11 protein-coding genes are annotated in these 12,737 nt (G+C 63.7%); all 11 read right to left on the bottom strand.

Features of this window, described 5'->3' with window-relative positions; genetic code table 11:
- Nucleotides 1–388: 388 nt before the first annotated feature.
- Nucleotides 389–2,218, bottom strand: a complete 1,830-nt coding sequence (gene typA / locus ACW73L_RS12020) for a translational GTPase TypA (RefSeq protein WP_498922270.1) — start codon at nt 2,216–2,218, stop codon at nt 389–391.
- A gap of 172 nt (nt 2,219–2,390) precedes the next feature.
- On the bottom strand, nt 2,391–3,101 hold the full coding sequence (locus ACW73L_RS12015) for a glycosyltransferase family 2 protein (protein WP_498922268.1): 711 nt from the start codon (nt 3,099–3,101) through the stop codon (nt 2,391–2,393).
- 103 nt (nt 3,102–3,204) lie between these two features.
- On the bottom strand, nt 3,205–3,600 hold the full coding sequence (locus tag ACW73L_RS12010; RefSeq protein ID WP_498922266.1) for a rhodanese-like domain-containing protein: 396 nt from the start codon (nt 3,598–3,600) through the stop codon (nt 3,205–3,207).
- Nucleotides 3,597–4,208 carry a class I SAM-dependent methyltransferase gene (locus tag ACW73L_RS12005; RefSeq protein WP_498922265.1) on the bottom strand — a complete coding sequence of 204 codons (612 nt, stop codon included), beginning with the start codon at nt 4,206–4,208 and terminating at the stop codon, nt 3,597–3,599. The genes ACW73L_RS12010 and ACW73L_RS12005 overlap by 4 nt, the downstream gene beginning before the upstream one ends.
- On the bottom strand, nt 4,205–5,593 hold the full coding sequence (gene trkA / locus ACW73L_RS12000; protein ID WP_129884966.1) for a Trk system potassium transporter TrkA: 1,389 nt from the start codon (nt 5,591–5,593) through the stop codon (nt 4,205–4,207). Before trkA ends, ACW73L_RS12005 begins: the two co-directional genes overlap by 4 nt.
- 49 nt (nt 5,594–5,642) lie before the next feature.
- A complete protein-coding gene (locus ACW73L_RS11995; protein ID WP_498922263.1) occupies nt 5,643–7,007 on the bottom strand; it encodes a sigma-54-dependent transcriptional regulator in 1,365 nt (454 codons plus the stop codon).
- Nucleotides 7,000–9,201, bottom strand: a complete 2,202-nt coding sequence (locus ACW73L_RS11990) for a sensor histidine kinase (RefSeq protein WP_498922262.1) — start codon at nt 9,199–9,201, stop codon at nt 7,000–7,002. The genes ACW73L_RS11995 and ACW73L_RS11990 overlap by 8 nt, the downstream gene beginning before the upstream one ends.
- Complete coding sequence (locus ACW73L_RS11985; protein WP_498922260.1) at nt 9,177–9,743, bottom strand: DUF4390 domain-containing protein; 567 nt, start codon at nt 9,741–9,743, stop codon at nt 9,177–9,179. The genes ACW73L_RS11990 and ACW73L_RS11985 overlap by 25 nt, the downstream gene beginning before the upstream one ends.
- Nucleotides 9,743–11,035, bottom strand: coding sequence for a 16S rRNA (cytosine(967)-C(5))-methyltransferase RsmB (rsmB, locus tag ACW73L_RS11980; protein ID WP_498922258.1), 1,293 nt, complete (start codon nt 11,033–11,035; stop codon nt 9,743–9,745). Before rsmB ends, ACW73L_RS11985 begins: the two co-directional genes overlap by 1 nt.
- 5 nt (nt 11,036–11,040) lie before the next feature.
- Complete coding sequence (gene fmt, locus ACW73L_RS11975) at nt 11,041–11,964, bottom strand: methionyl-tRNA formyltransferase (protein WP_498922257.1); 924 nt, start codon at nt 11,962–11,964, stop codon at nt 11,041–11,043.
- Nucleotides 11,965–12,042: 78 nt separating this feature from the next.
- A complete protein-coding gene (gene def, locus ACW73L_RS11970) occupies nt 12,043–12,579 on the bottom strand; it encodes a peptide deformylase (RefSeq protein ID WP_498922256.1) in 537 nt (178 codons plus the stop codon).
- Between the last annotated feature and the right edge of the window lie 158 nt (nt 12,580–12,737).

Below are 12,737 nucleotides of genomic sequence, written 5' to 3'. Positions count from 1 at the left end.
ACGGCGCACACCGCCCGGCGACGGGCGGGGTGACCTGAACCCCCGGTGGGCGCAAGCCCCCCGGGGGTTTTTTATGCCCAAAAGCTTGCTCAAGCAGAGAGAGGTGTTGGGGCGAGTGGAGAGGTAAGCGATGATCGCCCGCGGGAAAAGCCGGACGGCTGGTGGTCGCGGCGGTCTTGGTCTTCACGTGAGCCAAGCGAAGGGACCGCGTCTCCGTTGGCTGCCGGCCATGGGAGCGAGCGGGGGTGGGTGTAGGGTTGGCCGGATGCCCTTCTTCCGGGCTTGGCGGGATGGATCTGAGCGGTGCCGGTTATCCCGGCGGCAGCCCTGCTGAACCGGTAGCTGTAGCTCAGCAGGGTCTGCGTCGGGTGCGGGGAGCGAGCGTGTCTCAGCCCTCGGCGGCAGCGGCGCTACGCGAAGCCTTCTTGCGCTCGTGTTCGAGCAGCAGCTTTTTCCGGAGACGAATGGTTTTCGGGGTGACCTCGACCAACTCGTCCTCATCAATGAATTCCAGTGCCTGCTCCAGGCTGAAGCGGATCGGTGGAGTTAGCAGAATATTCTCGTCGCTGCCCGCGGCGCGGATATTCGTCAGCTGTTTGGCCTTCGTCGGGTTCACGACCAGATCGTTTGATCGCGAGTGAATGCCGACCAGCATCCCCTCATAGACATCCACGCCATGTTCCACGAACAGGCGCCCCCTTTCCTGTAGATTGAACAGCGCGAACGCCAGGGCCTTGCCTTCGACGTTCGAGATGAGCACACCGTTGGTCCGGCTGCCGAGGTCGCCCTTCTTCATCGGACCGTAGTGGTCGAATACGTGATAGAAGAGCCCGCTGCCGGAAGTCGTGCTCAGGAACTCGGTCTGAAAGCCGATCAGTCCGCGTGATGGCACCATGTACTCGAGGCGCACGCGGCCCTGGCCGTCGGGAAGCATGCTAAGGAGGTCCGCCTTGCGCGAGCCCAGCTTTTCCATGACGGCGCCCTGATGGGTTTCTTCGACCTCAAGGGTCACGAACTCGTAGGGCTCGCAGGTCTCACCATCGACCTCCTTCAGGATGACCTCGGGACGCGATACGCCGAGTTCATAGCCTTCGCGCCGCATGTTCTCGATCAGGATCGACAGGTGCAGTTCGCCCCGGCCAGAGACCTTGAACTTGTCGGGATCCTCGGTCTCTTCGACCCGCAGTGCCACGTTGTGCTTCAACTCGCGCAGGAGGCGCTCCCGAATCTGTCGGGAGGTGAGGAACTTGCCTTCCCGGCCGGCGAATGGCGACTTGTTGACCTGGAAGGTCATGCTGACTGTGGGCTCGTCGACGGCCAGCGCCGGCAGCGCCTCGGGCGTGTCGGGTGCACACAGCGTGTCGGAGATGTCGAGCGTCTCCACGCCGGTGATTGCGATGATATCCCCCGCTCCGGCCTCGCCGACCTCGACCCGTTGCAAGCCCCGAAAGGAAAGGATCTGGAGGATCCGGGCATTGCGGCTGTTGCCGTCCCGGCTGATCACCGTGATCGGCGTGTTCGACTGAATGCGGCCGCGCTGTACACGGCCGATACCAATCACGCCGACGTAGGTGTTGTAGTCCAGGCTGCTGATCTGCATCTGGAAGGCGCCCTCAGGGTTGACTGCGGGCGGATGGACCTTGTCGACGATGGTCTGGAACAGCGGCGTCAGGTCGCCCTCGCGGATGTCGGGGCTGAAGCCCGCGTAGCCGTGCAATGCCGAGGCGTAGACGATCGGAAAGTCCAGCTGTTCCTCGGTCGCGCCCAGGCGGTCGAACAGGTCAAAGGTCTGGTCCACGACCCAGTCAGGGCGTGCGCCCGGGCGGTCGATCTTGTTGATCACGACGATCGGCTTGAGGCCAAGTGAGAAGGCCTTCTGCGTGACGAAGCGGGTCTGGGGCATCGGGCCGTCGACCGCGTCGACCAGCAACAGCACACAATCGACCATCGACAGCACGCGTTCCACTTCGCCGCCAAAGTCGGCGTGGCCAGGGGTGTCGACGATATTGATCCGGTAATCCCGCCAGTTAAGCGAGGTGTTCTTGGCCAGAATCGTGATCCCGCGCTCCTTTTCGAGGGCGTTCGAGTCCATGACCCGTTCCTCGAGTCGTTCGTGAGCCGCGAAGGTGCCGGATTGCTGCAGGAGCTTGTCGACCAGCGTGGTCTTGCCGTGATCGACGTGCGCGATGATCGCGATATTGCGTAAGTGTTCCAACATGGGGAAGGGTGCCGGGTAGGGAGTCAGGAAAAACTGCTAATCATAACAGCGAGCGTGGGTCAAGAACAAACGCGGGGGCGTACGAGGTCCCGTTGGCTGCCTGTGGGAGGCGGCGCTGGTCGCCGTCAACCCCGGCGCCCGCGAAGGCTCGGGTTACCAGCACGCCTTCCGTTCAGTCGGGCCGCTGTCGCGACCAGTAGCCCCAGTCACTCGCTCGCCAGGCCGGCGGGAGTAGATCGGCATACAACAGCATGCAACGCAGCAGCGAGTGGGCGGTTTTTCGCAACCGACCCTGCCGCAGCCGTCGATGGTCCGTGGCATAAACCGGCGTATCGCCGGCGAAGCGGGTCCGAAAACCGGCCCGCTTGACGCGCCAGACCAGTTCCGAATCCTCGTTGCAAACGAGTTGACGATCGAAGCCGCCAACCTCCAGCAGTACCCGCCGGCGCAACGCGAGATTCGAGCCGGTGGCAGAGGGAATCCCGAAAGAGTGCAACAGCCGCTGACCCTGACTGAAGGCACGGTAATAATGCCGATACGTGTCGCGCGATAGCTTGCTGCCGTAAACGCAGTCGGCGTCGCGCAGTTGGCGCGCCAGACGCGAGAAGAACGTGGGCGGGAACACGACATCGGCGTCGGTGAACAACACCCATTCGGTGCGTGCTGCCTCGCCGCCAATCTGCCGGGCCTCCGCAATGGGGCAGCGGCATCTGATCACCAGGGTATGGTCTGGCCGGTGTGCGACCGCAAGTTCCGCCGTCCGGTCGGTGCTCGCGTCGACGACGATCAAGGGCAGGTCCCGCGGCAGCGATGCGAGAAAACGCGGGAGGTTGCGCTCCTCGTTGCGGGTTGGAACGACGACAGTGAGAGCGGCAGTATGCATCGGGTCTTCCGGGAGTTGTTGGATATCCCGGATTGATACCCGCCTCCCGTTACAGCCGTTCGATGGAACCCCTCGAATCGCCAAGATTCCCGAATGTCGGGACTCAGCTCTGCTCCCAGGGCAGGCCGGCACAGCGCCAGCCTCCCAGAGTGCCCCTGTGTCCGTTGGCGTCCAGCGGACCTTCGAACCCTTCCTCGATATTGGTCAGGTTGCGGTAGCCCGATTCCGCCAGCGCGTTAGCAGCGTCCAGCGAGCGTTGACCGCTGCGGCACAACAGGAACAGGGGCGTCTCGGGTCCGCCAACTTGGCGCACGCGTTCGATGAACTGGGGATTGCGGCGCCAGTCGGGTGCCATCTTCCAGGGGACATTGATCGCCCCGACAGGGTGTCCCACGAAGGCGAACTCCACCGGGTCGCGGACGTCGATCAAAACACTGCCGGCTTCAGCCTGGATTTGCCGCCAGGCGTTTCCGGGATTCAGGGAACGGATCGTGGTCATGTATCCTCCACGGCCGCGGTATGCTCCGCCGCCGGCTTTTGTCCAACGAAATAGGCCTCGTTGCGGAGCCCGGCCGCCAGGTCTCCGCAGCGGTTGTCCTCCCGGTAGTACCGAACCTTCAGACTCCCGAACAGCGCGAACAGTTCGTTCTCGCCCAGCAGGAAAGCCGGGTTTCGCGGTCCGGTCGCGTCCAGCTTGGCCGCCGTGAAGGTCTGGTAAAACAGTAGGCCGCCCGGCCGGAGACTGTCGCACAAGTGGGGCGCAAGCGCCCGGTCCAGATAACGCGAGACCACGATGACGTCGAAGCGGTCAGTTGACCAGACCACGGCATCGATATCGCAGGCCTCGGCATGTATCGCCAAGGCCTCTTGTCGGGCGGCGCTGCGCAACGCGTTCACCGCATTCGCTGCAATGTCCCAGGCGCACACCGTCAGACCGCGTCGGGCGAGGAACAGCGCATTGCCCCCGGTTCCGCAGGCCAGATCGAGCGCCTCACCGCCACGCGGGAGCAAATGCGCATTGTCGACCAACACGCGGCAGGCCTCCGAGGGTGCGGCCAGCCGCGCCATGTAGCGCTCGTTCCACGAGTCGCGCAGCGCTTCGTTCACGCGGTCCGCGCCTGAGCGGACAGATCGTCGACCTGAAACAGCTGTTCGATGACGGGGATCAGCTTCTTGTCGAGCAGGAAGATGATGACGTGGTCGCCATCCTGTATCACGGTGTCGTGATGGACCTGGATCACTTCATCCCCGCGCACCAGCGCGCCCATCACGACGCCGGGCGGGATCTTGATCCGGTCTATGGGTATGCCGACGACTTTGGAGATACCGGGCGTGCCATGGGCGATGGCTTCGATCGCTTCCGCGGCGCCATGCCGTAGCGAGTAGACCCGGGCCGCATCGCAGCGCCGGATGTGGCGCAGCAGGGCGCCGATCGTCGATTGCTGCGGCGAGATGACCAGATCGACCAATTGCGAATCGATGATGTCGGCGTAGGCGGTCTTGTTGATCAGCGCGATCACCCGCCGCGCACCCAGCCGCTTGGCCAGCATCGCGGAAAGAATGTTCGCCTCGTCGTCGTTTGTGATCGCGCAGAAGACATCGGTATTCTCGATGTTCTCGCTGAGGAGCAGTTCCTTGTCCGACGCATCCCCCAGCAGTACCACGGTGTTGGTCAGCTCGCTGGCGATCTTCTTCGCGCGTTTGGGATCCTTCTCGACGACCTTGACCTGATAATCGTTCTCCAGCGCCAGCGCGACACGCTTCCCGATATGACCGCCGCCGGCGAACATGAGTCGCTTGTACGGCTTCTCCAATTCGCGCAGTTCGCTCATGACGTCCTTGATCTCTTCGCTCGATGCGATGAAGAAGACCTCGTCGTTGACTTCGATCGTCACGCGCCCGTTGGGAATGATCGCCTTGCCCTGGCGGAAAATGGCCGTGATCCGCGCATGCACGTTCGGCATGTGCTGGTGCAGTTCGCGGATCTCACGCCCGACCAATGGTCCGCCGCGCAGGGCCCGCACCGAGCCGAGGCGCACCTTCCCGTCGGCAAAATCGAGAATTTGCGATGCGCCGGGATATTCCAGAAGACGTTCGATGAACTCCGTGATGATCTTTTCCGGGCTGATGACCACGTCGATCGGTATCGCGTCGCCGGCGAACAGCTCGGGATAGCTCAGGTACTCGATGGCACGGACGCGCGCGATCTTCTTCGGGATCTTGAACAGCGCGTCGGCGATCTGGCAGGCGAGCATGTTGGTCTCGTCGTCGCTGGTGACGGCGATCAGCATGTCGGTTTCCTCGCCCCCAGCCCGTTTGAGCACCGTCGGATGCGCGGCATTGCCCTGTACGATGCCGATGTCGTAGCGGTCCTGGAGATCGCGCAGCAGATGCGACTGGGTGTCGACCACCGTAATGTCGTTGCGTTCGCTGGCCAGGCTGGCGAGCACGCTGGTGCCGACTTGGCCGGCGCCCAATATGATGATTTTCATGAATGAGTGATGAAAGCCAGCGGCCCCTGGTCAGGTGCCGGATGCCGGGTCATCGCCGATCCTTGAAGTTGACGCCGAGCGAGTTCAGTTTGCGGTACAGATGCGTGCGTTCGAGCCCGATCGCCTGAGACAGTCGAGCCACATTGCCGCTGTATTTCTCAAGATGGTATTCCAGATACGCTTTCTCGAATCTGTCGCGTGCCTCCTTGAGCGGCAACCCGAAAAAGTCCGGCTGCCCCTGGATGCTGGCGACATTCAGGGATTCGCCCAGCGCAGAGCGGACTTCGTCAAGAGAGACTTCCTCGCCCGCTCCAAGGATCATGAGCCGCTGTACCAGATTCTTGAGTTCCCGGATGTTGCCGGGCCAGGGGTAGTTGCGGAGGAAATTCTGCACCGCCACCGGAAAGCGCCGAAAGGGAATTTTCTCGCGGCTGACGAAGTAGTCAACGTACCAGCTCAGCAGTTCCGGAATATCCTCGGTGTGCTCCCGCAGGGGCGGGATCTTCAGCGTGACCACATTCAACTGATACAGCAGGTCGCGGCGGAAGACGCCATTCCGCACCTCTTCCTCGAGCATTTTCCGCGTCGAGGCGATCACGCGTACGTCGACGTTGATCGGGTCGCTCCCGCCGATGCGCGAAAATGCGCGCGATTCGAGCGCGCTCAGCAACCGCAACTGGGTGTCGCCATCCATGTCGGCCACCTCGTCGAGGAACAGCGAGCCGGCGTGCGCTTGTTCCAGTAAACCCCGGTGGATATGCCCGCCGGATTCCCGCCCGAAGAACTCCACGGCCGAATGATCCGGGGCGAAGGCACCCACGCCTACATCAATGAAGGGCCCTTCGCGCCGTGGGCTCATCTGGTGCAGATACCGGGCAAAGGTTTCCTTGCCGCTGCCGGGCTCCCCGACCAACAAGACCCGCGCATCATGCTGCGCCAGTTTTTTGATCTGTTCCCTCAAGCGTTCCATCGCTGCGCTTTTGCCGATCGGTTCCAGGACCGGTTCGACGCGTCGTTTCAGGCCGATGTTTTCCTTGCGTAGCCGGGCGGCTTCCAGTGCCCGCTCCACCGTCACGAGCAGTTTTGCCATGGACAGCGGCTTCTCGAGGAAATCGTGGGCACCCAGGCGTGTGGCCTCGACCGCGGTCTCGATCGTCGCGTGTCCCGACATCATGATGACCGGGCAGTCGAGGTAGCCATTCTTTAGCCAGTCCTTCAACAGGCTGATGCCGTCCTCGTCGGGCATCCAGATGTCGAGCAGGATCAGATCGGGGCGCTGTTCGTTGAGTCGCTTGCGCGCCTCGCTGCCGCTGTCCGCGATGCTGACGAGATAACCCTCGTCTTCGAGGATTTCCGATAGCAACTGACGGATATCCGGTTCGTCGTCGACGATCAGAATCTTCGATTTAATCATGGCGGGCCTCGAGGGCAGAGCGCAGTGGATGGGGTGGAGCAGGAGCGGCGGAGGGCAGCCGAATCAGGAATGCGGCACCGCCGGCTTCGGCGCTTTCGAGCCGGATCTGACCGCCATGCTCTTCGATGATCTTCTTGACGATGGCTAGGCCCAAGCCGGTTCCCTTCGATTTCGTAGTGACATACGGTTCAAAAATGCGGTCGGCCTGATCCGCCGGTATACCCGGCCCGTTGTCGCCAATCAGCAGTTCGGCATGCCGGTTGCCATCGCCTTCCACGCTGCGGGTGGTGATCGTGACCAGACCGGGCTTCCCGGAACTCGCTTCCTGTGCATTCTTGATCAAATTGTGCAGCACCTGCCGGATGCGTCCCGGGTCAGCAAGCGTTGCCGGGAGCCGCGACTCCAGCTCCAGATGAAATTCTAAACCACTCTGCGGCGGATACAGTGCAACGACCTCTTCGATCAGTGCATTCAGTTCGACGCGCTGGATATGGGCGACGGCCGGACGGGCGTATTCCGCGAAGGCATTCACCATCGTCTTCATGGCCTCCACCTGTTGCACGATGGTACGGGTCGAGCGTTCGAGGAACGCGGCTTCCGTTTCTCCGAGCGTGGGTCCGAGTTTGATTTTCAGGCGTTCGGCGGACAACTGGATCGGCGTCAGCGGATTCTTGATCTCGTGCGCCAGGCGTCGGGCCACCTCGCTCCAGGCGGCTTGCCGCTGTGCCTGGATAAGGGCGGTCACGTCGTCGAGCACGACGACCGCACCCTGCCAGGTCCCATCCGGACTGAACAGCTGCGTGCCCCGGCACAGCAGTTCCTGCGCTCCCTGTGGCCCCGGCAAGCTGACCTCGACTTGCCAGACGCCGTTGCGGGTGGCGCGCAGGTGTTTCTCGATCACCCGCAGCAGATCGGCCAGATGTGGGTGGTGGCGCTCGATCGAGCTCATCGACAGTCCGACGGAACGGCTCAGCGTGGCGTGCAGTATCGAGTCGGTCGCGTGATTGGCGGTCAGGATGCGCAGGCGTGCATCGAAGCTCATGACCCCGGACGACAGATTCGCCAAAACGGTCTCCAGATAGGCGCGCTGGCGTTCGACCTCCATGCGCGAGCGGTGCGCTTCGTCGCGGGCCTGAGACAGCGAGGCGGTCATGCTGTTGAACGATTCCACCAGGAAACCGAGTTCGTCGCGCTCTTTGACCGGCAGTCGCTGTTCGTAACGCCCTTCGGCAACCGCGCGCGTGCCTTGTGCGAGATGACGGACTGGCGCGACCAGGCGTCGGATGCTGATGAAGGCTACCCAGATCGCGGCGAGCAGACTCAGCAGCAGCACCAGCGACAAGGTCAGCGAAAAACTCTGCTTGAGCGAATTGCGCAGGAACCCGAGCTCCTTGATCTGGATGTAAGCCGATTCGACCGTCTCGGCCAGTTGAGATAGACGCAGGGGTAGAGGGTGCACTGCCTGCAGGAAGTAAGCCGAATCGTCCGCCAGCAGGGCCAGAGCCCGCACCTGCAGGTGTCCGTCGGGCCCCGGCTCCAGCGTGGTGAAGGTCTTGCCGGGTTTGACCTGGAGCAGCACGACGGCGTCGGGCAGGTCGGGAATCATCAGGCTGGGCTGAGGGCTGCTCGAGGCGATGATGCGGCCCTGTTTCGAGAAGATCGTCAGGTCGCTCTCTTCGCTGCTGCGGATTTCGTCGAGCAGCAGTGCCATTTCCGGCAAGGGGGCGTGCTCCAGTTGCTTGGCACCCTGTTCGGTCTGCTTGGCAATGGCGCGGATGCGCTCGTCGACGGCGGCCTGTCCGAGTTTCAGCGCATCGTCCATGGCCTGGTCGATGCGCACGTCGAACCAGCTGTCGATGCTGCGTTGCAGGAACATCATCGAGTAGTAGAAGACGATCGATGCCGGCGTCAGCGTTAGCAGCAGGAACAGGAACACCATCCGTGCGGTCAGCGCCGAACCCGCCGCGCGCCGCCGCAACTGCTTGACCAGCCAGACGATATTCGCCACGACGAGCGCCAGCAGCAGGATCGAGCCGAGCGTATTGATCAGCAGCAGCTTCGAGTAGATCTCGCCGAGCTGCGAGGAGTCCTGGGTCGCGTTGCTCATCAGGTGCAGCGACGCGAGTATCGCGCCAAACAGCACGACGACGATCAGGCTCAGCGGCGGCTTCAGTCGGATTTTGCGAAAGACCATCGGTATGTCGGGCTACTGAGGTACCAACTCGGTGACAGGTAGGCCGTCGGACGTAGCGGCAGCGGTAATGTCTCGATGTCCAGACGGACCGACAGTTCCGCCACGTAATGCTCGCCGGCCAGAATCCTGTCGGTCGCGATGACCGGTAGACGGCGGATCGAGCCCATGGCGTCCAGCAGGGACGCCAGGGTCGTGAAACTCTGCCGGTTGCCTCTATCGTCGACGTTCAGCTGGAACAGCTGTCCCAGTGGGTGATAGCGGATCTCGAGCTGGTGGCGATGGTCCAGAATCGTTTCGTTCCACCAGTGCGCACGCACGCGCTCAACGCGCAGATTCATGGCCAGCGTCAGCGGTACGCTGTTGTCCAGCGCTTCGAGTGCGCTGGCGGAGAAGGCGTAGTGGATTTCGGCGTTCAAGACGTAGTCGGACCCGACCGGCACCAGTTCCGCGCTCCGGATCACAAAGCCTTCCTCGGCGGGCGCCGGGCCACTCAGCAAGGCGCACCCCAGCACGAATCCCGCCAGCCGGAGCGCGGATGCCATCAGCCGAGCTTGAGGAGGCGGGCGTAATAGAACCCGTCCATGCCGCGATCGCCCGGCAGCATCTGGGCTCCATGGACCACCGGGCGATTGCTCAGCCCGGGCAGCGGGACTTCCCGCGCGTCGGTGTGTTCTCGCAGGAAGTCGGCGACATTGTGTTCGTTCTCCTCCCGCAACACCGAGCAGGTGGCATACAGCAGACGGCCGCCAACGGCGAGCATGGGCCAGACGCGCTGCAGGATGCGGCGCTGCCGCGCGGCAGCTTGGGCCACGTCTTCCGGCTTACGGAGAAGCTTGATGTCCGGATGGCGCCGGATCACACCGGTGGCGGTGCACGGTGCGTCGAGCAGGATCCGGTCGAATGTCTGGCCGTCCCACCAGGCAGGTTTCGCTTCGGCGTCGGCAACGACGACGCGCGCTTCGCAGCGGCTGCGTGTCAGATTCTCCCGGATCAGCGTCGCACGCTCGGCCGAAACATCGACCGCGACGACCTCGGCGAGGTCCGGGCAGGTTTCCAGCATGTGCACGGTCTTGCCGCCGGGCGCCGCGCAAACGTCCAGTACTCGCTGGGCGGGCTGCAGGTCCATCAGGCCGGCGACGAGCTGGGGCGCTTCGTCCTGCACCGATACCCGGCCATCGGCAAAACCCGGTAGTCGTTCGACGGGGACCGGTCTTTCCAGGATGACGGCATCGGGAGCCGCCAAACCCGGTTCGCAACCGATCTCCGCGCTCCGCAGCGCCTCGCAGTAGTCCTCGCGGGTCGTCAGGCGCCGATCAGCCCTCAGCGTCATCGGCGCCGGCAGGTTGTTTTGCCGCAGGATTTCGGCACAGTCCTGCGGCCAGTCGCGTTCCAGGCGCTCGATCAGCCATCGGGGATGCGCGGTGCGTGCGAGCAGGTTCTCGGCGACGGCCTCATCCAGCGCCGCTTGCTGGCGCAGGTAATTGCGGAGCACCGCATTCAGCAGGGGTTTGGCCCAAGCGGCGCGCCGCTGCGCCGCCGCAACGGTCTCGGCCACCGCGGCGTGGGGCTTGATCCGCATGTGGCGGAGTTGGAACAGCCCGGCCAGTGCCAAAGCGCGGACATAGGGTTCCCGGATCGGTTTGGAAACGAGCCGTTCCAGCAGGAAATCGAGTTGGCCGTACCAGCGGCAGACGCCGTAGGCCACAGCCTGGACGAAGGCCCGGTCTTTCGGGTCGGGAAGCCTGGGCAGATGCTCGGCAAGGGCCGTGGACAGCGATTCGCCGTGGGCGAGAACCCGCAGCGTTACTTCAGCCGCCAGTGCGCGCGTGTTCAACGGCGTCAGGTACCGAGCGGCGCCGGCTCGGGCGCAGCATTCAGGAAATCCGACCCGGGGACGCGCCGGCGTCCGGCGAGCTGGACTTCGAGCAGGCGCAGCACGCCGTCCCCGGTCGCGACATCCCAGGTCTTGCGGCCGGTCAGCGTCGTGCCCGGGGCCGCGTCGGACCGTTCGCTCAGTGCTTCGGCGCGCCAGATCCTCAATGCCTGGCCTTGGAGTCGGGTTTCGGCGACCGGCCAGGGATTGAATGCCCGTACCTGACGCTCGAGCGTCAGCGCGGGTTGCCGCCAGTCGATCAGCGCCTCATGCTTGCTGAGTTTCTCGGCGTAGGTGACCAGCGCTTCGTCCTGGGGTTCCGGGACCGGCGGCGCGGCTTCGAATGTGGCCAGTACCGCGGACAGCGCCTCGGCGCCGAGGCGTGCCAGTCGCGGGTAGAGCTCGGCCGCGGTCTCCAGCGGCTCGATCGAGCAACTGCGCTTCAGCAGCATCGGGCCACTGTCCAGCCGGGGTTCGATCACCATAATCGTCACGCCGGTCGTCGCGTCCCCGGCCAGTATCGCGCGTTGGATCGGAGCGGCCCCGCGCCAGCGCGGCAACAGCGAGGCATGCACGTTGATGCAGCCCAGGCGGGGTGTTGCCAGAACGGGCGTAGGCAGGATCAGGCCGTATGCGGCAACGACCATCAGGTCTGCGCCCAGCCCCGCGAGGGCTTCCTGTTCCTCCGCTGGTCGCAGGGACTCGGGCTGAAACACCGGGAGGCCATGCGCGAGCGCGAGCGTCTTGACCGGGCTGGGCGTCAGCTTCCGCCCGCGGCCGGCGGGCCGGTCGGGCTGGGTATACACGGCGCACACCGCGTGACCGGAAGCGAGGCAGGCTTCCAGGGACGGGACGGCGAACTCCGGCGTCCCGGCAAAAATGATCTTCATCGATTGAATTCCCGATCGCGGTAGCGGTCCGGCGCTGGCCTGGAACGTTTCGGCCAGTCCGGATCGGGCCGCGGCGGCTTACAGCGAAGCCGAGGTGGCCGCCAGCGGTTTCGTCGCGCGCTGCCGTTGTTCCTTCTTGATGCGCTTCCGGACCAATTGCCGCTTCAGCGGCGACAGGCGGTCGACGAACAGCCGACCCTCCAGGTGATCGATCTCGTGCTGGATGCAAACCGCGAGCAGGCCATCGGCGTCGAACTCGGTGATGCTGCCACTGACGTCCGAGGTCCGGACGCGGATCCGTTCGGCACGCTGCACTTTCTCGTAGACGCCGGGGACGGACAGGCAGCCTTCTTCCATTTCCTCCTGACCGGTGCGCGCGACGATCTCAGGATTGATCAGGATCAGCGGACTATTCTTCTCTTCCGAGATGTCGATTACGATGACCTGCTGCTGTACATTGACCTGTGTGGCGGCCAGACCGATTCCCGGCGCCGCATACATCGTGGCCAGCATGTCCGCCACGAGCCGCGTCAGCGATTCATCGAACACGTCGACCGGCAATGCCTTCTTGCGAAGTCGTTCGTCGGGAAACTCCAAGATGGTCAGGATAGCCATGATTTTGGTCTGGTGTCTGGAACGGTCGGGCGGTAGGCAGCGGAACACGCAGTTAACCTTGAACGTTAACCGCAAAGACTGCGGCGATCAAGAAAAGTTGCCGTCCGGGCCGGACTTCAGGCTGACTCGGAATTCCCGTGTTCCGGCCGGATGACGTA

The sequence above is a fragment of the Methylolobus aquaticus genome, assembly GCF_054172105.1.
The sequence above is the reverse complement of the archived record's forward strand: the minus strand, read 5'-3'. Positions and strand labels throughout refer to the sequence as shown.

What these genes read in the sequence shown, in the direction of transcription:
- def (WP_498922256.1), bottom strand. Translation starts at nt 12,579, where the DNA reads ATGGCTATCCTGACCATCTTGGAGTTTCCCGACGAACGACTTCGCAAG.
- ACW73L_RS12015 (WP_498922268.1), bottom strand. Translation starts at nt 3,101, where the DNA reads ATGCATACTGCCGCTCTCACTGTCGTCGTTCCAACCCGCAACGAGGAG.
- fmt (WP_498922257.1), bottom strand. Translation starts at nt 11,964, where the DNA reads ATGAAGATCATTTTTGCCGGGACGCCGGAGTTCGCCGTCCCGTCCCTG.
- trkA (WP_129884966.1), bottom strand. Translation starts at nt 5,593, where the DNA reads ATGAAAATCATCATATTGGGCGCCGGCCAAGTCGGCACCAGCGTGCTC.
- typA (WP_498922270.1), bottom strand. Translation starts at nt 2,218, where the DNA reads ATGTTGGAACACTTACGCAATATCGCGATCATCGCGCACGTCGATCAC.
- ACW73L_RS11990 (WP_498922262.1), bottom strand. Translation starts at nt 9,201, where the DNA reads ATGGTCTTTCGCAAAATCCGACTGAAGCCGCCGCTGAGCCTGATCGTC.
- ACW73L_RS11995 (WP_498922263.1), bottom strand. Translation starts at nt 7,007, where the DNA reads ATGATTAAATCGAAGATTCTGATCGTCGACGACGAACCGGATATCCGT.
- ACW73L_RS12010 (WP_498922266.1), bottom strand. Translation starts at nt 3,600, where the DNA reads ATGACCACGATCCGTTCCCTGAATCCCGGAAACGCCTGGCGGCAAATC.
- ACW73L_RS11985 (WP_498922260.1), bottom strand. Translation starts at nt 9,743, where the DNA reads ATGGCATCCGCGCTCCGGCTGGCGGGATTCGTGCTGGGGTGCGCCTTG.